This window comes from Roseofilum sp. (genome assembly GCF_982964205.1).
Genome location: NZ_CEZBFX010000008.1, coordinates 13,764 through 39,540, shown reverse-complemented (window position 1 = coordinate 39,540; position 25,777 = coordinate 13,764). Strand labels below are relative to the sequence as shown.

Below are 25,777 nucleotides of genomic sequence, written 5' to 3'. Positions count from 1 at the left end.
TTATTGACCTCGTTTGTGCCTTATAAGAACAATTAATTGCCTTGTCTTCTGAACGTCGTTTAAAGCTTTATCTCCATAGCCTTCGTAGTTGCTAAGAGCGGCCTCAGCAAAAAGCAAAGCATCGCTATACCGATTATCCCTTAGCAGATGCAAGGCTACATTGAAGCGGGTTCGGGCGGCTTGGTAAATATCTCCTTGGTCTTCTTCGTAACGAATGGCCTTCTGCCAGTGTTCCAAGGCAAGAGGAGAATAAGTAGCATCCGCTATGCTGTAGATGTTGCCAAGCTGGTTATGCACTAGCGCTAAGTAACTTAGCGCACCCGAAGGCAACAAATTGAGAGCCTTTTGGTAGCAGGCTAGCGCGTCATTGAGGTGATGGAGTTGGTCTTCCTGCGACTGCCCGGTGGCGATTGCTTCTTTGCATCGTTCGTAAGCTATCTGCCCCTGCTGTGCCAAAATACCGGCAATTTTTAGCGGGTCTTTCTCGCCAGGGACTGTTAAAGTTTCTAGATAGCTAGTCTCCGCTCGTGCTAAATCGCACAGATCGGGAACTGTCATATAGGCTTTACGAATATTGATGGCGGTAACAGCCGCACCCTCTCGGTCGCCTATGCGAAGCGACAGGTTGTAATCTTCCTCGTAAGCTATAAGACATTCGGGCGACCCTAGGTCACGCAGAATATCGCCCAACTGACTCAACGCTACCGCTAGGGTTCTAATAGCATCCCTTTGGCTGCCGTCTAACGATTCTGGAGGCGCGGCTAGAGATGGTTTGGCACGTTTGCGAGCTTCACGGACTGATAGCCGTTGCAAGCGTTCGGCCTTTTCCCACTGATGCCTTGCAGCGGCAACTTTTACGCGATATTCGGTAACGAGAATCCATAAAACCTCCCGCTCTGGAAGGGGTTCGTCACTGTCTGCATCGACGAACTCCGGTACGATTTCCTCTACCAGCCGCGCCCACTCCGAATGGTGTCCCGTATGTTCGTAAAGTGCCTTTAAACCTTGCATTGGATTTATAATTCCATTCCACCAGCTCCTTGCCAGCGATACTTCCCTTGCGTGGAGCAAGTTAGCCTCCTCCGCAGCGATTAAATTGACAACATTGCGCTTGCCTTTGTCATATTCGCGGTAGAAATAATCCCCCATATCGCCAATTGCTCGAACGTAAGCATGGATAGCTAAAGTTGCTTCCGATTCTTCTCCCTCAACGGAAGGAGACGCGGGGTAGTATCGGTCGAACAGGCGCTTAAAATACCACGGCAGGGCTGGGTGGATAGTGTAGAATCCGTTGCCGCGAGCAGTAAGCAGGCCAACCTCAGCAGCCCGGTCGAGCTTGGCAATACCAGCTTCGCGGGTCAAACCGCGCGTGGCAGGCACGCACCAGTCCTCATCGGGGTCGCCCATCCAACACAACACGTCCACATTTACAAAACCCTGAAATAAATGCAGCAATGCTAGTTGTTGGCGTTCCTCCTCTGTAAAGGCACGAGCAAAGCCGTAACTCAACGACACGCCCAATGACTTAGATCGCCCCTCCCTCTCGTCATCTTCAATCGCGGCTTTGCCCGTTCTTAGCCGAGCCACAAAATTCTCGACTTGCTGCTTGGTTTTCAATCCGTCATGCAGTGCTTGGCCTACTAGCACCGCAATCGTTAGTGGATTTCCCTGGCTGAATTGCAGCAAAGGCCACCAATCCCCTACCTCTATCAATTGATGTCCCAGCCTCTGGGCGATCGCCCGTGTCAGTTGCACCCGTTCCTGCATGGGCATTGGCGGTATTGCAATCCTGATAGGCTCTTCGCCCAACCACCCTCTCTCATCGCGACGGGAGGTAAGTAGAAACTTAGCCTGCGTCTGGCTTGCCTCCTGCAAAAATTTAGCCAGTTCGTCGCGCTCTTGGGAACTCCACGTCGACTCCGTGCCAGCAGGAAACCCAGCTACTGATTCGACGTTATCCCAAATCCACAGCACGGGAACTTCTCGCAATGCTAAAAGCGCCCAAGAATACCGCTGGCTATCGCTTAGCGTTAGCCAGCGAACTCCCCTTGTTTTTAACCAGCCCTCAAATGCTACGCCAACCTCGTCCAGCACTCGCCTCAAAGGCAAATATCGATCGAAAGAGGAAAACAGCACCCGTCCCTCCACGCCCCCAGTTTGCGCGTACCAGCGGCCAAACTCAACAGCGGTACTCGTTTTGCCGCTTCCAGCATAAGAATGCAGCAGAGTAATGCGCCCCGTATCGAAAGCACGGTCGAGTGCCAGCAGGGTTTCGTCGCGGCCCAAGAAAAACGCATCGGGGGTTTTGGACGATTGCCATCTCCTTTCTTCACCTGCAAGCGGAGTATCGTTGTCGCTAAGGTTAAAGGCTTGTTTGAGAGTGTTGGCAGAACTGGGGAACGCCACGGGGGCTGCTTCGTAAACTATCGGCACCGTCCAGTCTTGCAATGGCAGCGGGCTTAAGGCAACTTCCCGAATCGGTTGAGCGCGTAACTGCTGGCGTCCTTTTGTGACGGCTTCGCCCAGTGTTTGACCTAGAGCTAAAGCCTCGTACAAATTAGCCACAAACTCGGCAGCGGTGAAAACATAAACGTTGTAGCGCATTGCCACCACGCCAGCCACGCCAGCATTTATGACCTCTTGTGCTAGAGAACCTAATGCGCTACTCCTGTTATCTGCAAGAGTTTGACCCGGTTTGCTAGGTGTCTCAATATAAGCCGAACGACAAGCATTAAGCACCAGCAAAGATACCTCCGTTTCCGCGAGCAACGAACCGAGTAATTGCCCATGAACTAAGTCCTCCCGATCGCGAAGCGTCTCCGCAGGAGAATCGCCAGACTCGGAATCCGAGCTTTCAAATATCAGGTAACCTCGCTTTTTTTGAGGGGGCTTACCCGTTTTTTTTGCTCTGAGGTCTTCATAAATCCCGTGTCCGTCAAAATGGACGATTCGATAGGGAAATCCATCCTCCTTGGCTCTTCGCAAAACCTTCTCTAGCTCGTCATATGTTGGCGGGCGTAAAACGTCTAATTGAAAAACCTCGCTGCCGCCGTCTGTCAGCCCCTTAATCAACTTGGTTGCCACCGACCGAAACGCCACGTCTTTGCTACCTTGAGGGCGACAGATAACCATTAAAATCTTAATCTTGCTATTGCCGTAGCGAGCGGCGTGACTGTCCTGTCTTCCCTGAAACCCGGTACGAACAAAGGCGCTTGCACTCAATGCTAGAGGCGTATTGCTGCGCGGAACGCGCATGAGTTCCCACGGAATTGTCGCCGCATCAGAACCGTTGGGAGAAGCGATTTCTATGCGAGCGTTGCCGATTTTATGGCGTAAAACTTCCCATAGGTTGCGGGTATCGTTGTTGGCGTAAAATACCTTCTCGAACAGTTCCGTTCCAATTTCGTACATCCGCCGTTCTATCCTACGGGCAATCTTGGGTGCGGGTTCTTGAGGGTATTGCAAAAAGTCTTCGAGATACCAGCGAATGTCTTCAAGCTCTTGCTCCTCAATTCTAAATTCAAAGTCTGCCGCCGCACTCTGGCTCACCTCTGAGCCTTCCAGGGTAATTGCAACCTGGTATTTATCTCCCTGGTTATCTCCTTGCTGGATAATTCTGACTGTCACCATTGACTTCTAGGTTTCTAAAGATGTTTTTTTCCAATCATTAGGTCATCTCTAACATTCTTTGAATGGGACGTAAAGCGGCTACCTGAATCTCTTCGGGTAGGGTAATTTCTGGAGTCCGTTTTTTCATGGCCAAGTAGAGCTTTTCTAACGTATTGAGCCGCATATGAGGACATTCATTACAAGCACAGTTATTTATCGGTGGTGCAGGAATAAACTGTTTATGGGGCGCTTCCTTCTCCATTTGATGGATAATTCCCGGTTCAGTAGCCACAATAAATGTGGGACTGTGACTGGTTTGGGCATAGTTGAGTAAAGCAGTCGTGGAACCGATATGATCGGCATGGCGCAGTACGGAGGGTTCGCATTCGGGATGGGCTATAATTTCCGCTTCGGGGTGCTGCACTTTCAGTTGCACGATTTTCTTTTCGGAAAAGGTTTCATGGACAATACAACTGCCATCCCAGAGGAGGAGATCTCGTCCGGTTTGTTCCATGACATAGCGTCCTAAGTTGCGATCTGGTGCAAAGATGATGGGTTGATGGGTGGGAATTTGCTCGACTATCTGGACAGCGTTGGAACTGGTGCAGATAATATCGCTCATGGCCTTAATTTCGGCCGTACAGTTAATGTAGGAGATTACCAAATGATCTCGATTTTGGGCCTTAAATGCAGCAAAGGCATCAGGTGGACAACTATCGGCTAGGGAGCAACCTGCATCGAGATCTGGTAAAAGTACCAATTTATTAGGGTTAAGAATTTTGGCAGTTTCGGCCATAAAGTGAACCCCAGCAAAGACAATGACTTCTGCGTCAGTATTTGCAGCTTTGCGGGATAGGCCAAGGGAGTCACCGATATAGTCGGCAATGTCCTGAATATCGGGGTCTTGGTAGTAATGGGCCAAGACAATGGCGTTGAGTTCTCGCTTGAGAGTGGCGATCGCCTCAAAGAGGTCGTCGGGAAGTTCAGAGACGCGAGTGGGGGAGGAAACAGCAGTAAACAAGGTGAATAATAACCTAAACCATTATTACTTTCAGTTCTAATTATAGTTTATTTCACTAAAAAGGGTAGGGTGACCAACGCCCCTACCCAATTAGGGCATACTGATAACTCCCGAAACTCTTAAGCCAGAACGGTTTCTGGGATAGACCAGCGATCGACCGTTTTACCGATCGCCGCCAATTCTTTCATCAGTTCATCGAACTCATCTGGGGTGAGGGACTGAGGCCCATCCGAGAGCGCTTTCGAGGGGCTGGGATGAACTTCAATCATTAAGGCATCGGCTCCTACGGCGATCGCCCCTTTCGCCATCGCAGGTACATGCTGAGACCAGCCCGTCCCATGGGACGGGTCAATCATCACGGGTAAATGGGTCAGCGTCCGCAAGACCGGAACGACAGACAGATCCAAGGTATTGCGGGTATATTGACGGTCAAACGTGCGAATTCCCCGCTCACACAAGATCACTTGAGAATTTCCCCCAGCCAAAATATACTCAGCCGCCATCAGCCATTCCTGAATGGTTGCGGACATTCCTCGCTTGAGTAAAACCGGCTTATCCTGGGCCCCGACCTTCTTCAGCAAGGCAAAATTTTGCATATTTCTGGCCCCAATCTGAATCACATCAGCCACTTCTGCCACTGCATCCAGATCTGCCGTATCCATGATTTCTGTAATAATACCTAAGCCGCTCTTGTCCCGCGCTGTGGCCAGTAGCCCTAGGGCACTTTCTCCATGGCCTTGGAACGAATAGGGTGAGGTTCTTGGTTTATAAGCGCCACCGCGCAGAAACTTAGCTCCTGCCGCCTTAACTCGCAGGGCCGTTTCAACGATCATCTCCTCCGTCTCCACTGAACAAGGGCCAGCAACTACAACGATAGGATGACTTTCGCCAAAGGGAACATCACCTTGAGGTGTAGAAACTACCACATCCGAGGCTTGACCATGACGATATTCACGACTGGCACGCTTAAAGGGTTGTTCGACACGCAATACTAATTCAATCCAAGGACTCAATTCTTGAATTCTCTCCCGGTCTAAATCTGCTGTATCCCCAACTAAACCAATGACCACCTTGTGCTGACCCACTATTTTTTCTGGTGTCAGGCCCCAAGTTCCCAGTTCATCACTGACTCGGTCAATTTCTGCGGTTGGCGTACCGCTTTTCATTACTACAATCATGGTTGATATCCTGATTCGATAGGGTCATTCTGAATACTTATCTTGTTTGATCGATCGCCACGCGGCGATCGTTCTACCTAAATTTTGGGTAAAGTCCTGCCAACCGAGCAGAGTCCCTACTCGATTTTCATCCCAAGAGGCCGAGAGTACCCCATAACTTAAACCGAGGACACCCAGGCCAAAAAACCCCATACTCACCAACACCACAGCAATATGAGGTAAATCAAACTCTGTTTGGGTCAAAATCCAATAGCTGATCGCAAACGTTAACACACCTAGGGCAGTAGGTACACCAGACAACAAAGCCATGCGCTTAATCATCCGCTTACTTACAACTTCGGGGATCGCCCGGTCTTCTTGACGAATTGGGGTTCTTTTCTGCGACCCTTGAGAGGACTTTGATTTCCTGGAGGAGGATGAAGGAGTAGAACGATTTTTTTTACGGCTGGTTTTTGGCTCGAAGGGCAATCGTTCCTTCGCAACCGACTCACCCTTTTGAGTGGGTTCAGGGGACATAGGCAATTACTCTAGCCTCGGATACTCAAACGACTAATTAACGCTTTGTAACGGTCTTGGTCTTGTTTGTTAATGTAACCTAACAAACGCTTGCGCTGACCAATCATTTTCATCAGACCTCGCTGAGAAGCATAGTCTTTCTTATTCGATTTTAAGTGGGCACTTAAACGGTTAATCCGCTCAGTCAAAACAGCTACTTGCAGATCCGCTGAACCGGTATCGGTTTCGTGAACCTGGTACTCAGCCATTATTTGATGTTTTTTGGTTTGTGTGAGACTCATAAGGTGTTTTGTTGGTATAATCCATCAAAATTCAGCAACTTTGTACTATAACACAAATTTCGATTGTGACCCAAGCTCCTAAGCAAATCAGCCAGTTACACAAGCCAATGGGAAAGGTCACGGTTAATTAGCTCTTGCAGCTTGAGGATATCTTAACGATAAAATTCAATAACTTGTTGATGTTCTTCAGCGGATAAAGGCATAACTTTTTCTTTCGATAGGTTCATAAAAATGGCTTTATTTTTCTCCATAAAAGACGTTCTTGAAAAGCATTAATTATTTCTCCTTAGTCACGATGTGTTATCGCCTCTCAAACCTGCATCAAGCGCTCCGAGTAAGCACAAGCTGAATTCATGGAATCACCTCTGGAAAAATAAAACTTAACTCAACCAACTAATGGCTTCCCTGATCCAATCTTCTGCCTCTTGAGTTTTCATCAGATTGGGTTTCTGACTCAATGCACCTAACGCTTGGGCGATTTCTTCCTGGTTATATCCTAAAGCGAGAAGAGTCATTTCCACATCTTCTTGCAAAGCTGAAGGAATGGTACTAGAGACCGGTAGAGCGACTCCAGATGTATCTCGCCATTGGGATAACTTGTTTCTTAACTCTAGAGCAATACGTTCGGCTGTTTTACTACCCACCCCAGGAGTGCGTACCAGTTGTTTAATATTACCCGTAACGATCGCCTGCACCAAATCGGACAACCCCAACGTATCCAAAAGAGCGATCGCCAATTGTGCCCCAATACCACTTACTCCCACCAACTGGCGAAATAGATCCCGCTCTGCTGACGACGTAAAGCCATACAACAAGGGTTGCTCCTCGCGAATCATCAAATGGGTAAATACTTGAACCTCATCTTGACGCTCAGAGATCCCATCGCCTAACTGACGAGTCACTTGGATCTCATAACCTAAACCATTCACCTCCAACACCAGAGTCACACGATTTCCCGATCGCCGGTCAACTTGGGAAACGGTTCCCCTCAGATAACTGAGCATTTTGCTATCCCCTTGCGTGATTGAATCGCACAGCATAGCCTATGGTATTATCATACGGTGTTGTCTTACCAGCACACCCAAAAAGCAACTCCAAAAGTCAACCTGACTGGAGAGCCAACCGTGGCTCCTGCTTGCATCCGTTCCTGTAAGAAACAATAAATGTATGAAAGAGCAATCCCCAATCCATAAAATTTATAACCCTTACAGAAAACCGACTTCAGATATCCAAGTGGAGTTGTTGTTGATGAGTCCGGAAAGAGAAAACGGGTGGACTTAACTAAGATTTTTCAAACCTCAAACCCCATTATTGGCGTGGTTCATCTTTTACCCCTACCAACATCATCGCGGTGGGGAGGGAACCTGCAAACCGTCATTGCTAGAGCCGAACGAGAAGCCACTGCCCTAGCATCAGGCGGAGTCCATGGCATCATGGTAGAAAACTTTTTTGATGCCCCCTTCACAAAAGATCGGGTCGATCCATCTGTGGTGAGCGCCATGAGCCTAATTATCGATCGCCTAAAAAACCTTGTGACCTTGCCCATTGGAGTCAATGTCCTGCGCAATGATGCTCATAGTGCTTTGGCGATCGCCTCCTGCACCGAATCAGCATTTATTCGCGTCAACGTCCTCACTGGCGTAATGGCTACCGATCAAGGATTAATTGAAGGTAAAGCACACGAACTCCTACGCTATCGGCGCGAACTTGGAGCAGACGTAAAAATTTTGGCAGATGTCTTAGTCAAACATGCTCACACCTTAGGAGAGCAAACCCTCGCGTCTACTCTTACAGACACGATTGAACGAGGACTGGCCGATGCCATCATTCTATCTGGCCCAGCAACTGGCAGTCCCCCTGATATTAAAGACCTGAAATTGGCCAGCCAACTCGCCCAAGAAACCCCCGTATTTATCGGTAGTGGAGCAGATTGGCAGAATATTGGTCATCTATTCCCCCATGCTGATGGCGTGATTGTCTCCAGTTCCCTCAAACGCCATGGGCATATTGAACACCCCATTGATCCCAACCGAGTCAATCAATTTGTCGAAGTTGCCCAACAGAGTTTACCCTCAAACTAACCTAAATTAAGTGAATCGGTGGAAACTTCCAGCATTGAATCCTAGTCCACATCCACACTTCTGAAACCCCTATCTATGGAGGAACACCTGTGAACTCTTCCCGAAAATGGATTCCCAAAGGATTAACCCTTTCCCTCTTGTGGCTCGGCCTATGCACGGGTGGATTATTATTCCTAGAAGATTTTAACCCTTCCACCATCGGCAGATCGGCTCAAGCTCAACCCTCAAAACCTGAAAACCGGCCAATAGAAACAGCTTCAACCCCAGCGAGTTTAGCTCTAGCAGAGCATCTCCAGCGCATTGGCGCTAAAATGTATGGCGCTTATTGGTGTCCCCATTGCCATGACCAAAAAGAACGGTTTGGGCAAGAAGCTGTCGATCGCATCCTGCTAGCTGAAAGTGAGCCGGTTTATATCGAATGTTCCCCAGAAGGGCGAACAGCTCCCCAAGCACAAATCTGTCAACAGGCAAACATTAGCGCTTATCCAACTTGGATCGTTGACGGTCAAAAATATGAAGGAAATTTGTCCTTAGAGGAGTTGGCCCAATTGTCTGGATATCAAGGTTCACAGAACTTTTAACTGCGGAAAACCGGCTTCACCTGAATTCATTGCAGGTGGCAAGCCTAAGATTTGTATAGGGGATATGCCGAAACCCCCGTGAATTCATTCCGGGGATGAAGGCTAAAAGCAAGTTAAAACTTGCCTGTTAACTCCCTTCATTTTAGGACAGATTATGTTAAAATAATATTGGTCAATGACCCACCCGCGACGCAGACGAAACAGAAAGCCTTAACGTGACGAAATCGAGTTCAGCTCGTGGCGCAGAAAGCTCGGTAGACCGGGAAAAGAGGACAGGGCAATAAAAAGTATAAACTTTAAGAGTTTTAACCCTAGAATCAAACTTAAAATTGAATTTTCTGGTATGGATTTCAATACATAAGAACCGCGTGGCTCGCGGGGATAGTCTGTGGAGTGAGTGTAAGACCGGAGTCGAGGAAATCGGCGAAGGCAACTGCGATGAAGCAGAAACCTAAATTGTGAGATTTAGGAATCCCTGTGTCTTTAGACCGGGGAGGAGGTCAAGCTGCAATCGAAATATCTACATCGTTATTACTCAATTTAAGTTATGAGGCGTAGGCGTTCTAGTCCCTGGATTCATCGTTGGTCTCGACCCATTACCGCTGCGATAGCGACCGTTGGGGCGATTGAAACAGCATTTTTAACCGTGGCTGAGTTCATGGGTAGTGCAGAAGTGGTTTGCCCTAACACAGGCTGTAAAGAGGTCTTGGGCAGTCCCTATGCAACGGTTTTTGGTTTGCCTCTCACCCTGTTCGGCTTTTTTGGCTATGCAGCCATGCTGATGCTAGCGATCGCTCCCTTACTTATCAATCCCGATCGCAATCAGGAACTACGAACCACCCTAGACCAGTGGACTCGTTTCCTGATGTTCATCGCCAGTACGGTGATGGTCGTGGGGAGTGTCTATTTAATGTACATCATGGCCTTCGCCATTGGAGCTTTTTGTCCCTATTGTGTGCTTTCAGCTCTCTTATCTCTCTCCCTATTTGTGGTTACCCTCATGGGCCACGCTTGGGACGATATCGGACAATTAGCGTTTACCGGGTTAACTGTAGCCATGGTTACCCTGGTCGCTACCCTAGGCGTTTATGGAAGTGTCAATAATCCCCAAGCTGCCGCAGGAGCGCCACCCCCAATTACGACCCCCTCTGGACCGGCTGAATTGGCCTTGATTGACCATCTCAATGAGATTGGAGCCAAAAAATATGGTGCGTATTGGTGTCCCCACTGCCATGACCAAAAACAAATGTTTGGTAAAGAAGCAGTGGATAAACTCAATTATGTTGAATGTGCTGCTGACGGAATAAATCCGCAAGTGGAACAATGTCAAACTGCTGGCATTCAGGCTTTTCCCAGTTGGGAAATTAACGGTCAGATTTATGCTGGAGTGCTATCACTCAACGAGTTAGCTGATTTATCTGATTATCAGGGGCCCCGTGATTTCCTACAACGGTGATTGGAATCACTCACCCACTCTGGAAATTATCACACACTCCAAGAGCAAAAGCGCATATAAAGGATTCTGGTAGTCTTTCAAGGGTCGATAATCATGCGTTTACAGTTTAAGGGATGGGTTTTTTTTCACGCGATCGCCTTAACCGTCGGTCTAGGAGCGATCGCTCACCTTGAGCAACCTTGGCCTTCAACCTCAGATCGCAACTCATTGATTGAAAATGTAAATGCTAGTCCCTTAAAACCAACGATCCAAACGCCCTTATCAGGAAAAGTTTGGAGTACAACTTTACCCCTCTAGTTCTGTGCATCTATATCTTTAATCAGTGAATAACCGGATATGCCATCCTGCTTTTGGGGTCACTACCCTTCTCCTTAACCTAAAACCCGATCCGTGTCATATCCAATTTTCATACCCGCTTTTTGGAATCGGCTCATCCGGCGCTTTTTCAATCAACATCGAGTCATTTTTACCGCTTCTGGCATCACTCTCGCTCTCCTGACTCTACGCTTTTTCGGTCTATTCCAGGCGATCGAATTACTGGCCTTTGATGCCTTCATTCGTCTGCGTCCTGCCTTACCAAAAGATGACCGAATCATTATTATTGGCATCAATGAACCAGACCTACAAAACCTAGGATGGCCAGTCCCTGATTCTACCTTGGCTACTCTCCTAGAAACGATTGCTCAAAGCCAACCTCAAGCCATTGGATTAGATTTATATCGGGATTTACCGGTCAATCCTGGCCATGAAGAACTCAAACAGGTGATGCAACAGTTGCCTAACCTAGTCGGTATTGAACGGGTAGCTGATAAAAAAGCTCCAAATATTCCCGCTCCTCCAGTTTTGAACCCCACAACCCAAGTGGGATTTAATAATGTTCTCTTAGATGTTGATGGTAAGGTGCGTCGAGGGTTACTCTATGTGCATACGGAAACGGTTCACAAAAGTTTTGCCCTTCAACTTGCCTTAAAGTACTTAGGCCAGTTCGGTATAGAGGAAACAGCTTCATCAGTCAATCCCAAATACTTACAATTAGGCGAAGCCGTCTTCTATCCCTTTAAGTCCTACGATGGAGCCTATGTCAATGCAGAGGCTAGCGGATACCCTTTTTTAGCGGATTTTCGCGGTCCTCGCGATACTTTTACAACCGTTTCTATGTCTGAGGTTTTAAATGGAGAAGTTGATCCACAGTTATTTCGCGATCGCCTGGTTTTAATTGGTTTAACTGCTATTAGTCTCAAAGATTTTGTTCCGATTCCCTACAGCAACCCCGATCCGGTTCCTGGTGTTGAAGCTCAAGCCAATTTAATTAGCTTTATTTTAGATTTGGCTGCTGGAGAACAGAGTGCAATCCGAACCTTATCCGATCCTATTGAAGGGCTGTGGATTTTCGCTTGGTCAGGATTAGGCTCTATTCTAGCCTGGAAATTGAGAAGACCCTTCCAATTAACCCTCAGTTCAGGAGTCACCCTAGGAACGCTCTGTCTCACCAGCTATGTTCTGTTTCTGGCTCGCTGGTGGTTTCCCTTCATTCCACCTCTGTTCGGCTTTGTTGGCTCATCCCTGATGATTTTGATTCATTTTGCCCATCAGGAAGGAGAACTTAAACGCTCTACAGAATTTCTCCAGGGAATTATTAATACGATTCCCGATCCCATTTTTGTCAAAGATCAAAACCATCGTTGGATTGTCTTAAACCAAGCCTACGCTCAATTAGTGGGTTATCCCTTGCAAGTGTTAATGGATAAATCGGATTATGATTTGTTTGCACCTGAAGAAGCAGAACAATTCTGGAAACAAGATGAGAGCCTGTTTGTAACTCAGGAAAGTACCCAACAAGAAGAGGGATTTACGGATGCTGGGGGAATTCACCGAGTAATTGAAACTAAGCGATCGCTTCATCGGGATGCTGGGGGTAATTCATTTCTAGTGGGTGTGATCCGCGATATTACTCAACAAAAAGAACGGGAAGCGGAATTAGAGCGATTAGCTGAAGATCTCAAACGCCACAATGCCGAATTGAAGCTCTCAGAAGACCAGATGCGCCATATTGCCAATCATGACGTACTGACCGGTTTAGCCAATCGTAAGTTGTTTGAAGAAAGACTGCAAGAAGCGCTCGTTTATGCTCAGGCCAATGAAAAAATGCTAGCGACCTTCTTCCTCGATTTAGATGGCTTTAAAAATATTAATGATACATTTGGCCATGATATGGGGGATTTGGTGATTAAGGAAGTGGCTAAACGCCTGAAAAGTTGTTTGCGTGGAAGTGATACTGTCGCTCGACTTGGAGGAGATGAGTTTACAGTCCTGTTACCCCAAATTCCCAGTCGATCTGTAGCCATTCGGGTTGCAGAAAAGATTATTTTGGCAGTGACTCAACCCCTAGCTCTCAAAGGAGCGGATCTGAAAATCACTTTAAGTTTGGGCATTAGTCTATATCCTCAAGATGGCAAGAGTCTTGAGGTGTTGATCAAATCTGCCGATCAAGCGATGTACCAAGCCAAGATCCAGGGTAAAAATCAGTATTTTCTTGCTTCTTCCCATCAGAGCAATCCCTAAAGTTGTATCAAATCTTTACAATTAGAGCTTTAGGATTTCCGGGTTTGAGGGAACGGGTCAGAATAAAAGAATAAGGTTACGTAAATCCTCAGAATCAAGTCTGAGGTGTGGCACTTACCACGATCGTAAGCATTCTGAAGGCAAAACCGTATATCTACGGAATCTTCAGGATTGACCAATTGACAATATTTGTTAAATTCGGTAAAACTGCCAGTAAAATTGCCAGTATAATGGAAAGTAGGTCTCGCATTAACTAGGGTTATGGGTATGAGAACACCGTTAAGCCTTGACAAATATACAGCTCTCCTCTTAGCGGGAGCATTAGCGATCGCCAGTTGGGCACAACCCAGTTGGGCCAATTCCTCTATCGAGAGGGTTGATACCCCCTATCAAGATGCGATCCAACTGCTTAAAGGGTACGAACCTCCTGATAATGGTTCTCCTGACAGTACAGGAGATACTGGGGGGCGCTAACGCTCATACTCTACAAGGAACTATTTTGGCGATTGATGGATAAATATCACTAACCAGAATCTTCTAGCTAGAAAGGTAAGAATATTCCGACCCTTGTATTCTTGCTTTGTCAGCGAACTGAGGACACCTAACCGGGTTCGTCGCAACGAGATTTGACCGAGTAGGACTTTAGAATCGGCAGCATCCTAGTATAGTTCAGGTTGTTTCCAGTATTCAGTAGCGTAGGTAACAGATAGCTCACAATCGTACGAGTTTTTGATCTTTATTGAGTTCAATAATTTATCAGTTACCTTCATACCATTTCTATGTAAAGATGCGCTTCATGATTAGCTCTAAACCATTGCTGCTCAAGGATCGATTGGTTGCAGCTTTATAGATAGATAGTATCAGTATAGCACGTTCTCAATTGCGTAACCAGGGCAAAAGACAGAAAAATCCCAGCCTCTTGTGAATCTATAGAGAAAGAGACTGGGGGAGAAAAAACTTTAAAAATTGATCCTGAACCTGAATCAGAGGATCGGATAGGTTGAGGAGTCATCTATACAATGATCCCAACCTCTTAGTTTCAGTAATTGTGCTTAGTCATAGTTACCGTTATTCACATTATTTTGTCCATAGACAAACGCTTCTGTGGGTTCAGTAACGGTGAACTTATCCAAATTGGCTTCAAGTCTAGCTTTTTGGCGATCGCTCAACCCAGGAATGTCCAGAATCTCTTCCACATTCCCATAAGGGCTATTGTTCACAATTTTGGTCGCTAAGACTGGATAAAATCCTTTCAGCTCTAGAAAAGATCGGACACTAGAGTTATTCAAATCAATGAGATCGCCTATTTCCGCCAATTTATCATCGGCCTTATTGCGCACATTAGCCTCGGCCAAGATAGGCTGTACACTTGAAACTGTCAAAGCCCCAGCCGTAGCAGGTGCTGTATTAACGCTCATCAGAGTGGCAAGCAAAATCACGAAAGCAGAGAATAGGCACAGCAATCGTTTCATGGGCATCATTCCTCCTTTATTAATCAGTTATTACTAAACCATGACACAGCCATCATTACCTATTATGGGACTGATTTGGCCCATTGATGCCATGCATCAGTGAAATTTAGGGGATTTAAGCAAAAATGCCTGCAATTGAGAAAACGAGCAGCCATAGGTAACAGCAGGATGTTCATACCCTTTCAGTTGCACCATATGTTTTTCAAATAGAGTCGGATTCGTTCCCACACTAAACAAATACTGATAAGTTGTTTTACCTAGAGCAATATCTTTCTGAATTTGCTTCGTACAAGATTCGAGTCGGAAAGCCGCATTAACGGTATCTCCTAAAGCTGTATAATCCGGGCGATCGCCACTTCCCGTATTGCCCACCATGGCATATCCCGTATTTACTCCAGCTCCAATACGCATCGGTGACGGCAAAGGATACTCCTTGGCCAACTTCTGGGTCATCTGATGCAGTTGATGGAGAGCATAGAGGATTTTCATCACCTCCATTTGGTTTACCCCCTCCGTACCATGAAACCAAACCGCCATCACCGCATCCCCAATATACTTATCCACCCAGCTATCATACTTGCGGAGAATCTTGCCAACATTGCGAAACCAATTGCCCATCATCGTTGATAAAGTGACATCATCCATCTGCTGAGTCAAACCGGTAAAATTGCGAATATCAACCACCATCACCGAAATCAACCGACGCACATGTAAAGCCGCCGTCACATGGGAATTCTCTTCTATATCTTCCAAATCTAAGGTTGGGTCTGGAACCGCCAAGGGATCGTGAAAGTGGGCCTCAGTCTGGCCAAACATCAAATGATCCCCATCTTGTAGGGTGACTGGCACATTCACCCGACGACCATTGACAAACGTTCCATTACGACTTCCAAGATCGATTAAATAAACTGTTCCCGTGTCTGTATGTTGGATCATGGCATGGTTACGCGAGATCCATGGATCAGACAACACGACGGTATTGTCTTGAGTGCGTCCAATGGTCCAACACTGATTGCCCGCTAATGAAAGATGGCGAATTGATGAAGGGGTTTTAAGGACAAGATAAGGAGGAGTATTTACGCTCACTGTGGACGGCCTCATTGCAGTTATGATGTCCCTAGATGCATCCTGACATAGTTTTTAAGATAAACGAATTCTCTAGAAGTTAAAGAAGTAAGGATCTAATTCTCTCGAGTTTCCTGTTCCTTGTACACTATCGATCATAGTCTCTGCTTTCCTAAATTTATGTTTGATCCGCTACCTCCTTCTAAACCTAATGTCCACCAAATTGCCAGCGAATTTTATCGATTGGGATGGATTGGTTTTTGGGTACAACTTGGTTTAGGAATCATACCCATTGTTATTTTGCTGTTTGTCTTGTTATTTGACAATAGACCGAACTCTGCACAAGCGGGTAATGCTTGGCTAGGTACAATTCTAGCCTATGGGTGTTTATTAACCTTAATTTTTACGATTTATTGGTGTTTTCATTACACTCAATTGTCCGATCAACTCAAAAATCCAGAATTGCGCCCCTCTAAGGCTCAAATTCGTCGTAGTCTATGGATTGGGATTCTAGCCAATTTGTGTGGCATGACTTGCGCGATGATTGTGGCTCTCTGGCGAGTCGGAACCTTATTATTCCGGATGTTATCCTTGCCTCCTGGAGCCTCAACCATTTATACGCCTATGCCAGGAGCTGCGGTTGTTAACCCCGGCTCTATTATTGTGCCTATGAATATGATTTCCCTACAAGCAATGATGAATACGATCGCCGCTGAACTCGTTGGTGTAACCGTCACCCTCTGGCTTCTCTATCGAGTCATCCAACATACCTCCCCTGGAGAATCTTAAGTCACCCATCCTCACTCGATTGGGTCTCTAAAGGGGTTCCCGGTTCCAAATTTAGATCTGGATTGGGTAGAATCACGTTATCCCCTGGTGTTAAACCAGATAGCACTTCTACTGTATCTAAGCCTTCTAAACCTAGGGTCACTTCTCGTTTTTGGGCGAAACCCTGCTCATCTTTGACCCAAACAAACGTCATTTTGCCTGACCTTTGTAACGCCTCTAAACCAACCACCACCACATCTTGGCGTTGATCGAGGATAATTTCCACATTGACCTGACTTCCCGGAATCAAAGTTCCTGTGGACTGATTGAGTTGAATGATAGCTGATACAGTCGCCAGTCCACCTGGCGAGCCTTGAGAGTCGGAGACGGAGATCGCTTGGGGAGATAACGCCACGACTTGACCGTCATAAACTGGGGAATCCGGACCAATAATCGTAATCCGAGCAGGTTGATTCAAGCGTACTTTGGCTGCATTCAGGGTGGATAAACTCAGCCGTACATATTCCTGGGTGGGGTCTCCCAGGGTTAATAACTCATGCCCCCGTGTGACTCCCTCACCATTATTAACATTCACCCGTAAAACTACGCCATTGATGGGAGTAGTAATCAGGGTATCTTGCAGTTCTTGTTGAATTTTGCGTAACTCTAACTCTTGTCGTTGCAGTTGCAGTTGGATTCTGTTGACAGCAAGTTGGGCATTTTGCAGTTCAGAAGTGGCACTTGCGATCGCCGTCTGCTGTTGATTAGATTGTTCTAATTTCTGCCGTTCTAAGATGAGGGTTTCTGTTTCTACTGTTAATTGGGCCTCACGCACAGCAATTTCAGCATCTCTGACCTTTCGGCGTTGGCTTCGCAATTGATCTCCAGAAATAAATCCCTTCTCCTCTAATTCTAGTAGATTTTCTAACTCTTCTTGACTATCGGCTAAATCCGCTTGTTTTTCCTGCACCTGTTGTTGGTGACGTTCTAACCTTAACTGTTTTTCTTCCAATTCCAACGTGTGAATCTGAAGTTGTCGTTGGGTTGTTTCTAATGTCTGTTCGGCTGCTTGCACCTTCTGTCGATCGTGTGCCAACTGAACCATCGTTTCTTCGATTTCAGTCAGTTGTGCTTGCAAACGAGTTTCCCGTTCTGGATTGCGTAACCGAATGATTTCCTCTCCAGCCTGTACCTGTTCACCCACAGTGACTAACACTTGCTCGACTGTACTATCATCAGGGGCTTTGATCGTTTGTTGATCGCCCAATCGCACGATTCCACTTTCGTTAATCGTCTGCTCTAGTGAACCGGATTCAATCGCTGTTGTCGTGACTTTCACGGGTGAAGGGGTACGTTGAAGTATTGAGGTATAAGCCAGAAGACTGAAAACAGAAATTGCGGCGATCGCCCCCGATCCCATCAACCACCGAATTCCCTGTTTATGTTGTTGTTTAGCCAAAATTTCCATCATTGTTAAGCATAGGTAGATCAATTGGCGATCCTGCTCCCTGTCGCCTAAATTTTCGGACTCAGGTAATCAAAGTCCCGTATGGCAATCACCTTGCTTAGTCTATCCAATCTCTAGCCGAAGATGCCAATTGACACACAGCGGTCAAACCATACTAAGCTGAAGAGAGGAGATCCCGACGCTACTGAACCCACTTATGCAAATTTATTTGGATTATAGTGCTACCACCCCAACACGCCCAGAGGCGATCGCTGCCATGCAGGAGATTTTGCTTCATCAATGGGGCAATCCGTCCAGTTTACATAGTTGGGGACAACGGGCAGCGACGGTATTAGAATTAGCCAGAATGCAGGTGGCTGGTTTAATTGGAGCCAGTTCTAGCGAATCGATTATTTTTACGTCTGGTGGCACCGAGTCTGATAATTTAGCCCTGATGGGGATTGCTGGGCAATATACTCAACCGCAACATTTAATTATTTCCAGTGTGGAGCATTCGGCTGTTGCCCAACCGGCCCAATTTTTAGAGCAACGGGGATGGAGGGTGACTCGTTTACCGGTGAGTCGCCAGGGCAGGATCAATCCGGCGGATTTAGAAGCGGCTATTAGTAAGGATACGGTGTTAATTTCGGTTATCTATGGTCAAAGTGAGGTGGGAACCTTACAACCGATTGAGGAGTTGGGAAAAATTGCACAAGCCCATGGCATCGTTTTTCACACAGATGCGGTACAGGTGGCAGGACGATTACCTTTAGATGTGGCTAGTTTGCCGGTAGATTTGTTGTCGTTGTCGAGTCATAAGATTTATGGTCCTCAAGGAACGGGAGCGTTGTATGTGCGACCGGGAGTTCAGTTGTATCCCTTAATCGGTGGAGGCGGACAGGAGCGGGGATTACGTTCGGGAACAGAGGCTACGGTGGCGATCGCTGGTTTTGGGGTAGCTGCGGAATTAGCAAGTGAAGAGTTACCAGAAGAAATGCTGCGGTTAAGGCGGTTGCGAGATCGCCTCTTTGAGCAATTGGTGGATATTGAGGGCTTAGTCCCTACGGGCGATCGCTGGCATCGCTTACCTCATCACGTAAGCTTATGTTGGCAAGATACTCGGGAAATTACGGGAAAAACCTTAGTACGGCAACTGAATTTAGCGGGAATTGGGATTAGTGCGGGTTCGGCTTGTCATAGTGGGAAACTTTCTCCAAGTCCGATTTTAAGAGCGATGGGATATTCCGATCGGGAGGCGATCGGCGGCATTCGCTTCACGTTGGGTAAACAAACCACTGAAGCGGACATAGATTGGACCGCAATGGTGTTAAAGCAGATTTTGCAACGGTTGCGCTCAGAGTCTCCATGTTTGGTAAGAATTTGAGGGAAGAGGGAAGAGGGAATAGGGAAGAGGGAATAGGGAATAGGGAATCTCCCCGCGTATGGAGCGTCCCCGTGTCTCCCTATCGCCCCATCCACGCGTCCCCTCAGTCCTCGAACCAGCGATCGGTTCCCAATCCAAGGGCACGCTGTAGGTTAAGAGTCGCCGCTAATCTGAGGAGCATTTTACGGGCGATCGCCGTTTCAAAGACAGAAGAGAGAACCATATCCACTCGATAAGCTTGGCAAAACTCGATCAACCGGGAGGGAAAGCCTAAAATTGCGGGTTTAACAACCATAACTCCTGGCCATACTGCGTGATAACAGTTTAGGAACTGTTGCCAGGTGGCGATCGATTCATCTAAAGCTAAAGGGGTTGGATACTCCTGAGAGAGGGCTAACATAGCCTCAAACTCAGATATCCCTAGAGGTTGTTCCAAAAATTCCACCGGCCGATCTGCACAGGCTTGCAACCATTGATGGGCCTGAGTTTCCGTGAGTCCTCCATTAGCATCCAAGCGCAGTTTTATCCCATCTGGAAGCATTGATAAGAGGTCTTGAAAATCGTTCAATTCTTGGGAAATCTCTGCTACCGCTATTTTCCATTTCAATGTTTGATAGCCCTGATTCCAAATCGGTAATTGGAGGTCGAGGGCTGCTTTTCCTGTCGGTAATAAGCCACAAACGTGAGTTAAATTAGGCGGCACTTCCCAATTGTGTAGATCGATTAAGGCTGACTCAAAACCAAATTGACAGGCAGGGAAATGATCGGGAATAGAACGAATCTGTTCCTCGGTAATTTGATCGCCAAACGACTGACAAAATTGTAAAGCTTCTGTAACATTTTCTGACCCAAACCCAGGTAAGGGGGAAATTTCTCCCCAACCGCGATCGTTCGATTCTTCTTCGTCGATCCGGCGCAACTGAATCCAAATCCCTTGGCGATCTCGCCACACGCCATGATGGGTATGCAAGGGCTGTTTAAATGGACGGCAATAAGCTTGGATACTTAACCGATATCGATCGTTATTTTGAGAATTCTTAAAATTGATCCCCATGTGCCAACAAACTTGTTACTATAGATATAAGTTCTTTTTCCTGTAATTCTAACTTAATTTAAACCCAATTTTTATCCAATCATGTCTGATATGAATTAGAGACTGAAACTCTTGACTTGCTGCTCTATTTGTCTTCTATAGTGTTTCTCTCTTCTTATGGAGTTCAGCTTGAAGCCTTAGACCTTAAGTGATACAGACTATTGCTAGAGTGTGAAGCGCTATATTGTCTATTCCAGTTGCCCAGCAAGACTTTCAAGCGATCCGAATCTATATCAGCCGTCAATTAGTAAAAAACCAGATGGAAAACAATTCCTGAAGATGATATCATAGGATAAAAAAGATAACCACATCAGTTAGTCAGGAATAAAACGAGTCATTGCTTATTTTTATTCCCTTAATCTTGGGTCAAACTGCCATGAGAGAATTATCCTATTCCACCCCTCCCCCTGCCGTTTCTGCGGATAGGCTAGAACTGCAAGTTGAGCCGAATTCGTTACAGAAAATAGCGTCTGTCGATCGCGGATTAGTTCAATGGGTTAAACGTTTAATTTTCGTATTGCTCTTAGGAGTAGCCAGTGTGGGACTCCTGTTCTTAGCCGTAACTGTGGTGTCTCCAGTAGAAGGGGACGATTGATCTAGCTATTCTCAACTAACCTTCTGTGGCTCAACCTCAATTGGACACCCTTTTATGCAACACCAGAACAATCAATTCACGATAATAGGGGCAATTCATTGCCCCTATTTCGCCTTGATGTAAGACGACCCTTGAGAGTCCTGATTCCCTAAAACTAGACTGTACATTACATTAAAGTGTAGATAGAAAACTTTCCTCAGGATCGAACTCTAGAGCTTCAAGCAACCTTTGAAGAGGTGGGTGCGTCTAAGGACATCTGCGTGACGGTGAATGATGGCTATGTTAAGTCTTATGAAGAAATTGAAGCTTCGGCGATGGATTTATCCCGTGATTTCCCTTTGGGTTGCCCTGGGAGTTTGGGTGGGGAGTCCCCAAATGAGCCAAGGGTTTTCGATTTGGGATATTCTTCCAGATGTGATTCAATATGTGCAACTGGCCAGTTTAGGCGATCTCCAAGAAATGGCTCTAGGCAAACAAATTAACCAGCAACTCATTAGCCAAGAAGTCCGAATCTATGACGATCCTGAATTAACGGATTACATCGATCGTATTGGGCAACGGCTGGCGAAAGAAAGTTACCGTCCACCCACATCAAATTATCGGTATACATTCCAAATCGTTGATGATGATTCTGTTAATGCCTTTGCTACCCTGGGCGGCTTTGTTTATCTCCACACCGGACTGATGAAAGAAGCTGAAAACGAAGCCGAATTAGCGAGCGTCATCGGTCATGAAATTGCCCATATCACCGAACGTCATGCCATTAACCAAATGCGTCGCGTCGCTCTAACCAATGGGTTAGCCACTGCTGCGGGAGTCGATCAAAGCCAGATCGTGCGCTTAGGTGTAGAAATTGCCTTGCGTTTACCCCATTCTAGGGAAGCCGAATATGAAGCAGATCGAGTGGGACTGAATATGATCGCAGCGGCAGGCTATGCCCAAATTGGCATGGTAGACTTCATGAAAAAATTAAGCCGATCGCCCTCTAGACCAACCTTTCTCAGCACCCATCCCCATACTAACGATCGAGTTCAAGCTTTAGAACAGGCGATCGATCCAGAATTTGCAGCCATGGGTAAGGGACTCGATCCGAATGATTATCAACGTCAAATTGCTACGTTGAATGGCGGAAGTGGCGATCGGAATTCATCCGATCAATCTGATGAAGAATTTTGGCCCCTATAGCATAAGGCGTAGTGATTAATCTGCGCATCTGGAGTGCCCCCGCATCTTCTCCCAGTGCGGTTAACCGAAACAGCCAATCAACCGACAAAATCGCTAACCTAATAATATAAAGCTAAACGGTCAGCATTGACTTAACCTGATATCGCCAGAGTGTGACCCATGACCAATCCCTATCCATCCGATAAACCGGCAACTCCAGCCCCCTGGAAACAACCCCTCATCTACATTACCCTAATGCTCTTGGGCAGTACGCTCACTTTAGTTGGGACTCAGGTTTTATCGCGATCGCCAAATTTATCCACTTCAACTCAACAAACCTCTACGACTGTCTCAGCCCTTCCTTCAAGCGCAACGGCTCCATTAGTGCCCACCAGTAATGATAGTTTTGTCAGTCAGGTTGTACAAAATGTTGGTCCTGCGGTTGTTCGCATTGATGCGTCCCGGATTGTCACGCAACAAGTCCCGGATATCTTCAACGATCCCTTTTTCCGGCGCTTCTTTGGTGGTGCAACTCCCATGCCCCAAGAACGAGAAGTTCGAGGGTCAGGTTCAGGATTTATTATTAATGAAGAAGGTATGATTTTAACCAATGCCCATGTGATTGAGGGCACAGATATCGTAGATGTGACGCTCAAAGATGGACGCACCTTAGAAGGAAAAGTTTTAGGTACAGACCCAGTCACTGATGTAGCAGTTGTCAAGATTGAAGGAGAAAATCTACCCACGGTAAAATTGGGGAATTCGGATACTTTACAGCCCGGTGAATGGGCGATCGCCATTGGTAACCCCCTCGGTTTAGATAATACGGTTACCGTAGGCATTATCAGCGCCACCGGTCGCTCTAGCGCCCAAGTGGGGATTCCCGATAAACGAGTGAGCTTTATTCAAACCGATGCAGCCATTAACCCCGGTAATTCTGGCGGCCCCCTACTCAACCAAAATGGGGAAGTTATTGGTATTAATACCGCCATTATTCAAGGGGCCCAAGGCTTAGGCTTTTCCATTCCCATCAATACAGCCCAAAACATTGCCGATCAACTGGTCAGTAAAGGTCAAGTAGACCATCCCTACCTTGGCATTCAAATGGTCACCCTAACGCCAGATCTGCAAAAAGAAATTAATCAAAATCCGAATAGTGGCTTTAAGATCTCCGCAGAGCAGGGGGTTTTAATTGTGCAAGTCATGCCCGAATCTCCAGCCGCTCAAGCTGGTATCCGCGCTGGAGATGTGATTACCGAAATCGATGGTAAACCCATGAGGGAAGCCACAGACATTCAACAAGCGGTACAAAATACCCAAGTGGGTAGTGCTTTAAATGTGTTAATCCGTCGTGGCGATCGGTCTTTACCTTTAACTGTCCGTCCAGGAGTCTTTCCTGCTCAATAGAGGGAGGAAGAGTTAAGAAGCTAGGGAGCCAGACGCTCCCACACCAAAACATTCAAGGTTTCAGTAGTGTCCTCCCGTAGCGAAGCGACTGCCCCTCATCCCCCAGGAGAAGGGGAAAGTCAAGAATCCCGTGGGAGAGGGCATTTCCTGTTGCACAATTCATTTAGACTAGCAATACTTAAGATTGGCGATCGCCAAATCGCTCCAACAACTCCTCACGGGATAACTGCAAACACAAAGGCATAAACTCATCGGGAGATAAGACTAACAGAGAGTCAATAATGCCCAAAATCGCCTCATCCAACTCACCAAACCGAGTTCGCAATAAGGCTTCAATCATCAAGCATTGTCCCCGTTCAATCCCTTGTTGAATTCCTTCTTGCAGGGTATCTTCTCGCCATTTTAGATAGGCTGGTGATAATTCCATAATCAACTCCCTTTCTTCTGTGTCTAACTCTATTTTACTGGCAACATTAATCCGCCATATCCCCACTAACTGTAGAATATTTCGCCGTTGAGGATGTTCTATGGGTAGTTCCAGCACTTGCTCAATGGCTCTTTTCTGTGTTCCTCCTTTTCCCAACATCCTTAACCATAAGGTTTCTGGGATTTCCGGGAGTTGGTTGATGGCAATAATCCCCGCTTTGAGTGTTTTTGCTAAAAGATGTACTCCTGCACACCATTGTTTTAAGTCAGGACGAGCGCCTAATCCTTCTAATACTTTCTCAGAAACAGTTGGCGTTAAAATCCATAATCGAGGCAATTGCTCTTCCTCCAGGGTTCGCTGCTCCCGTTTGGCTTGACGTTGCAGTTCTGCATGGACATGGAAAAGCTTGAGAATACAGTTGCGAATTTCTGGGTTGCTGGGACAGTTGCGATAGGGTTCTAGTAAACAAGGCGTAGAAGCCAGTTGAGAGAGTAAACCCAAGGCTGGAGGGTTGTTTGGTGGTTTAGGGGATGGCTCGAAAATCAGGTCAATAGCCAGAGTTTCCCCTGAAATTTCCCGACTAATTTCTACTTCTCCCAGGGGTTCGAGTAGTTCTTTGAGGTACTGCTTGGCAAATTGATCGTGGGGTTGGCGCGTCACGACAAGAGGGCGGTTGAGTAGGAGTGATACTCTATTTTATTACAGTTGGGGCGATCGCCACCGTATATCCTGTAATGGGATACTGGTAGTTGAGATAGTCTCATCGACTCATAGAGATGGGAAAGATATACTGCCTAATATCAAGAACCAAAGTGTTTCCGGAAAGAAGAGGGCTACCTATCAAGAGATTTGCCGCCACGTCCAAACTCTGACTCCAGATGAGCAACTTCGCTTGTTAGAAGAATTAGCTGGAATGGTACGTCAGCGTATGCTTATCCAACCTAAGTGTAACATTATGGATTTAGAAGGATTGGGGAAAGATATTTGGCATGGACTTGATGCTCAAGAGTATGTTAATCAGGAACGTGCTTGGACGATGCAAGCACTGATGGACTGATGCTGTATTCTATTGCTTCGGGGTTGTCAATGTGCTGAGAGGCTTGCAGGATCTCGATCCCGACCACATTACCATTCTGATCAAAGTCTAGGATCATACCGGGTGTTTCTTCGTCACTTTCGGTAATCATTGCTTCTTTGAGGGTGATGCGTAGGACATCAACTTGGCGATCGTATTTGATTTTCATGGGTTCCTCCAATATTTTTGACCTTTAATGATTGCGATCATTCTCATTAAGAAAAAAATCAAATTCAAATAAATTCTTAATTTATTCATTATTGCTAGATTCAATTTCACAAAGATCTTGATCTCTCTCACTAAAAGCCATATTATTTTTTATATGATTCCCAATAAAGCATAATCGCTTATGTTGAGTTACAGATATTGCTTTCAATAAGTCACCTTCAAGATTATAAAATTCTATATGGTTATTATTACCTAAAACTAAAGTTTGATCATTCTTGCTAAAGTCAATAGTTTTGGCGCTGCCTGAAATATAAGATTCTAGCTCTCCTAAAATTGGCTTGAGTTTAATTTTTTGAGACATTTTTACCTCCCCTGAATTTGGGTATTCTTTCCAAGGTGTTGGGGCGGGTTTACATAATTTATGGTG

General features: G+C 46.3%; 25 protein-coding genes. 12 read left to right on the top strand and 13 right to left on the bottom strand.

Annotated features, from left to right (window positions below; all coding sequences use genetic code 11):
• From AC3A14_RS04080 to ruvA, 6 genes are all read right to left on the bottom strand, one after another.
• On the bottom strand, positions 1 to 3,630 hold the full coding sequence (locus AC3A14_RS04080) for a CHAT domain-containing protein (RefSeq protein WP_318731386.1): 3,630 nt from the start codon (positions 3,628 to 3,630) through the stop codon (positions 1 to 3).
• Between the two features lie 37 nt (positions 3,631 to 3,667).
• Entirely contained in the window at positions 3,668 to 4,630 is a 963-nt protein-coding gene (gene nadA, locus AC3A14_RS04075) for a quinolinate synthase NadA (protein WP_318731387.1), read from the bottom strand.
• A gap of 119 nt (positions 4,631 to 4,749) precedes the next feature.
• Complete coding sequence (aroF, locus tag AC3A14_RS04070; protein ID WP_318700040.1) at positions 4,750 to 5,808, bottom strand: 3-deoxy-7-phosphoheptulonate synthase; 1,059 nt, start codon at positions 5,806 to 5,808, stop codon at positions 4,750 to 4,752.
• 24 nt (positions 5,809 to 5,832) lie between these two features.
• Entirely contained in the window at positions 5,833 to 6,324 is a 492-nt protein-coding gene (locus AC3A14_RS04065; protein ID WP_318731388.1) for a PAM68 family protein, read from the bottom strand.
• 11 nt (positions 6,325 to 6,335) lie between these two features.
• Positions 6,336 to 6,605 carry a 30S ribosomal protein S15 gene (gene rpsO, locus AC3A14_RS04060; protein ID WP_318731389.1) on the bottom strand — a complete coding sequence of 90 codons (270 nt, stop codon included), beginning with the start codon at positions 6,603 to 6,605 and terminating at the stop codon, positions 6,336 to 6,338.
• A 380-nt stretch (positions 6,606 to 6,985) separates the two neighbouring features.
• Positions 6,986 to 7,609, bottom strand: a complete 624-nt coding sequence (gene ruvA, locus AC3A14_RS04055) for a Holliday junction branch migration protein RuvA (protein WP_318731390.1) — start codon at positions 7,607 to 7,609, stop codon at positions 6,986 to 6,988.
• Between the two features lie 267 nt (positions 7,610 to 7,876).
• Here ruvA and btpA point away from each other — a divergent pair, with 267 nt between their 5' ends.
• From btpA to AC3A14_RS04025, 6 genes are all read left to right on the top strand, one after another.
• Entirely contained in the window at positions 7,877 to 8,686 is an 810-nt protein-coding gene (gene btpA, locus AC3A14_RS04050; protein ID WP_318731391.1) for a photosystem I biogenesis protein BtpA, read from the top strand.
• Between the two features lie 89 nt (positions 8,687 to 8,775).
• On the top strand, positions 8,776 to 9,267 hold the full coding sequence (locus AC3A14_RS04045) for a thioredoxin domain-containing protein (RefSeq protein WP_318731392.1): 492 nt from the start codon (positions 8,776 to 8,778) through the stop codon (positions 9,265 to 9,267).
• A 547-nt stretch (positions 9,268 to 9,814) separates the two neighbouring features.
• Complete coding sequence (locus tag AC3A14_RS04040) at positions 9,815 to 10,723, top strand: vitamin K epoxide reductase family protein (RefSeq protein WP_318700047.1); 909 nt, start codon at positions 9,815 to 9,817, stop codon at positions 10,721 to 10,723.
• A 93-nt stretch (positions 10,724 to 10,816) separates the two neighbouring features.
• Complete coding sequence (locus AC3A14_RS04035) at positions 10,817 to 11,020, top strand: hypothetical protein (RefSeq protein WP_318731393.1); 204 nt, start codon at positions 10,817 to 10,819, stop codon at positions 11,018 to 11,020.
• A gap of 93 nt (positions 11,021 to 11,113) precedes the next feature.
• The gene (locus tag AC3A14_RS04030) at positions 11,114 to 13,285 is read left to right on the top strand and encodes a CHASE2 domain-containing protein (protein WP_318731394.1); all 2,172 of its coding nucleotides are present in this window, start codon (positions 11,114 to 11,116) and stop codon (positions 13,283 to 13,285) included.
• Between the two features lie 261 nt (positions 13,286 to 13,546).
• Complete coding sequence (locus AC3A14_RS04025; RefSeq protein WP_318734753.1) at positions 13,547 to 13,759, top strand: hypothetical protein; 213 nt, start codon at positions 13,547 to 13,549, stop codon at positions 13,757 to 13,759.
• Positions 13,760 to 14,337: 578 nt separating this feature from the next.
• Here the strand turns inward: AC3A14_RS04025 and psbU are convergent.
• The gene (gene psbU / locus AC3A14_RS04020) at positions 14,338 to 14,757 is read right to left on the bottom strand and encodes a photosystem II complex extrinsic protein PsbU (protein WP_318731396.1); all 420 of its coding nucleotides are present in this window, start codon (positions 14,755 to 14,757) and stop codon (positions 14,338 to 14,340) included.
• A 96-nt stretch (positions 14,758 to 14,853) separates the two neighbouring features.
• Positions 14,854 to 15,858 (bottom strand): adenylate/guanylate cyclase domain-containing protein, encoded by a 1,005-nt coding sequence (locus AC3A14_RS04015; RefSeq protein WP_318719267.1) that lies wholly within the window; start codon positions 15,856 to 15,858, stop codon positions 14,854 to 14,856.
• 144 nt (positions 15,859 to 16,002) lie between these two features.
• On the opposite strand from AC3A14_RS04015, the gene AC3A14_RS04010 reads away from it, so the two are divergent.
• Positions 16,003 to 16,611, top strand: a complete 609-nt coding sequence (locus tag AC3A14_RS04010; protein WP_318731397.1) for a DUF3611 family protein — start codon at positions 16,003 to 16,005, stop codon at positions 16,609 to 16,611.
• 1 nt (position 16,612) lies between these two features.
• On the opposite strand, the gene AC3A14_RS04005 is transcribed toward AC3A14_RS04010, so the two are convergent.
• On the bottom strand, positions 16,613 to 18,061 hold the full coding sequence (locus AC3A14_RS04005) for an efflux RND transporter periplasmic adaptor subunit (RefSeq protein WP_318731398.1): 1,449 nt from the start codon (positions 18,059 to 18,061) through the stop codon (positions 16,613 to 16,615).
• A gap of 193 nt (positions 18,062 to 18,254) precedes the next feature.
• Between AC3A14_RS04005 and AC3A14_RS04000 the strand changes: the two genes are divergently transcribed.
• Positions 18,255 to 19,421, top strand: a complete 1,167-nt coding sequence (locus AC3A14_RS04000) for a cysteine desulfurase family protein (protein ID WP_318731399.1) — start codon at positions 18,255 to 18,257, stop codon at positions 19,419 to 19,421.
• 103 nt (positions 19,422 to 19,524) lie between these two features.
• Here AC3A14_RS04000 and AC3A14_RS03995 read toward each other — a convergent pair whose 3' ends face one another.
• Positions 19,525 to 20,475, bottom strand: coding sequence for an o-succinylbenzoate synthase (locus tag AC3A14_RS03995; protein WP_318731400.1), 951 nt, complete (start codon positions 20,473 to 20,475; stop codon positions 19,525 to 19,527).
• A 376-nt stretch (positions 20,476 to 20,851) separates the two neighbouring features.
• On the opposite strand from AC3A14_RS03995, the gene AC3A14_RS03990 reads away from it, so the two are divergent.
• From AC3A14_RS03990 to AC3A14_RS03980, 3 genes are all read left to right on the top strand, one after another.
• Positions 20,852 to 21,109 (top strand): hypothetical protein, encoded by a 258-nt coding sequence (locus AC3A14_RS03990; protein ID WP_318698112.1) that lies wholly within the window; start codon positions 20,852 to 20,854, stop codon positions 21,107 to 21,109.
• Positions 21,110 to 21,400: 291 nt separating this feature from the next.
• Complete coding sequence (locus AC3A14_RS03985) at positions 21,401 to 22,294, top strand: M48 family metallopeptidase (RefSeq protein WP_318731401.1); 894 nt, start codon at positions 21,401 to 21,403, stop codon at positions 22,292 to 22,294.
• A 159-nt stretch (positions 22,295 to 22,453) separates the two neighbouring features.
• Complete coding sequence (locus AC3A14_RS03980) at positions 22,454 to 23,680, top strand: HhoA/HhoB/HtrA family serine endopeptidase (protein ID WP_318731402.1); 1,227 nt, start codon at positions 22,454 to 22,456, stop codon at positions 23,678 to 23,680.
• 178 nt (positions 23,681 to 23,858) lie between these two features.
• On the opposite strand, the gene AC3A14_RS03975 is transcribed toward AC3A14_RS03980, so the two are convergent.
• The gene (locus AC3A14_RS03975) at positions 23,859 to 24,767 is read right to left on the bottom strand and encodes a hypothetical protein (RefSeq protein WP_318731403.1); all 909 of its coding nucleotides are present in this window, start codon (positions 24,765 to 24,767) and stop codon (positions 23,859 to 23,861) included.
• 139 nt (positions 24,768 to 24,906) lie between these two features.
• On the opposite strand from AC3A14_RS03975, the gene AC3A14_RS03970 reads away from it, so the two are divergent.
• On the top strand, positions 24,907 to 25,164 hold the full coding sequence (locus tag AC3A14_RS03970) for a hypothetical protein (RefSeq protein WP_413039050.1): 258 nt from the start codon (positions 24,907 to 24,909) through the stop codon (positions 25,162 to 25,164).
• Here AC3A14_RS03970 and AC3A14_RS03965 read toward each other — a convergent pair.
• Together AC3A14_RS03965 and AC3A14_RS03960 are read right to left on the bottom strand one after the other, a co-directional pair.
• Positions 25,121 to 25,351, bottom strand: a complete 231-nt coding sequence (locus AC3A14_RS03965; RefSeq protein ID WP_413039049.1) for a DUF2283 domain-containing protein — start codon at positions 25,349 to 25,351, stop codon at positions 25,121 to 25,123. The genes AC3A14_RS03970 and AC3A14_RS03965 overlap by 44 nt on opposite strands.
• A gap of 81 nt (positions 25,352 to 25,432) precedes the next feature.
• On the bottom strand, positions 25,433 to 25,711 hold the full coding sequence (locus AC3A14_RS03960) for a hypothetical protein (RefSeq protein ID WP_318731406.1): 279 nt from the start codon (positions 25,709 to 25,711) through the stop codon (positions 25,433 to 25,435).
• Positions 25,712 to 25,777 lie beyond the last annotated feature (66 nt).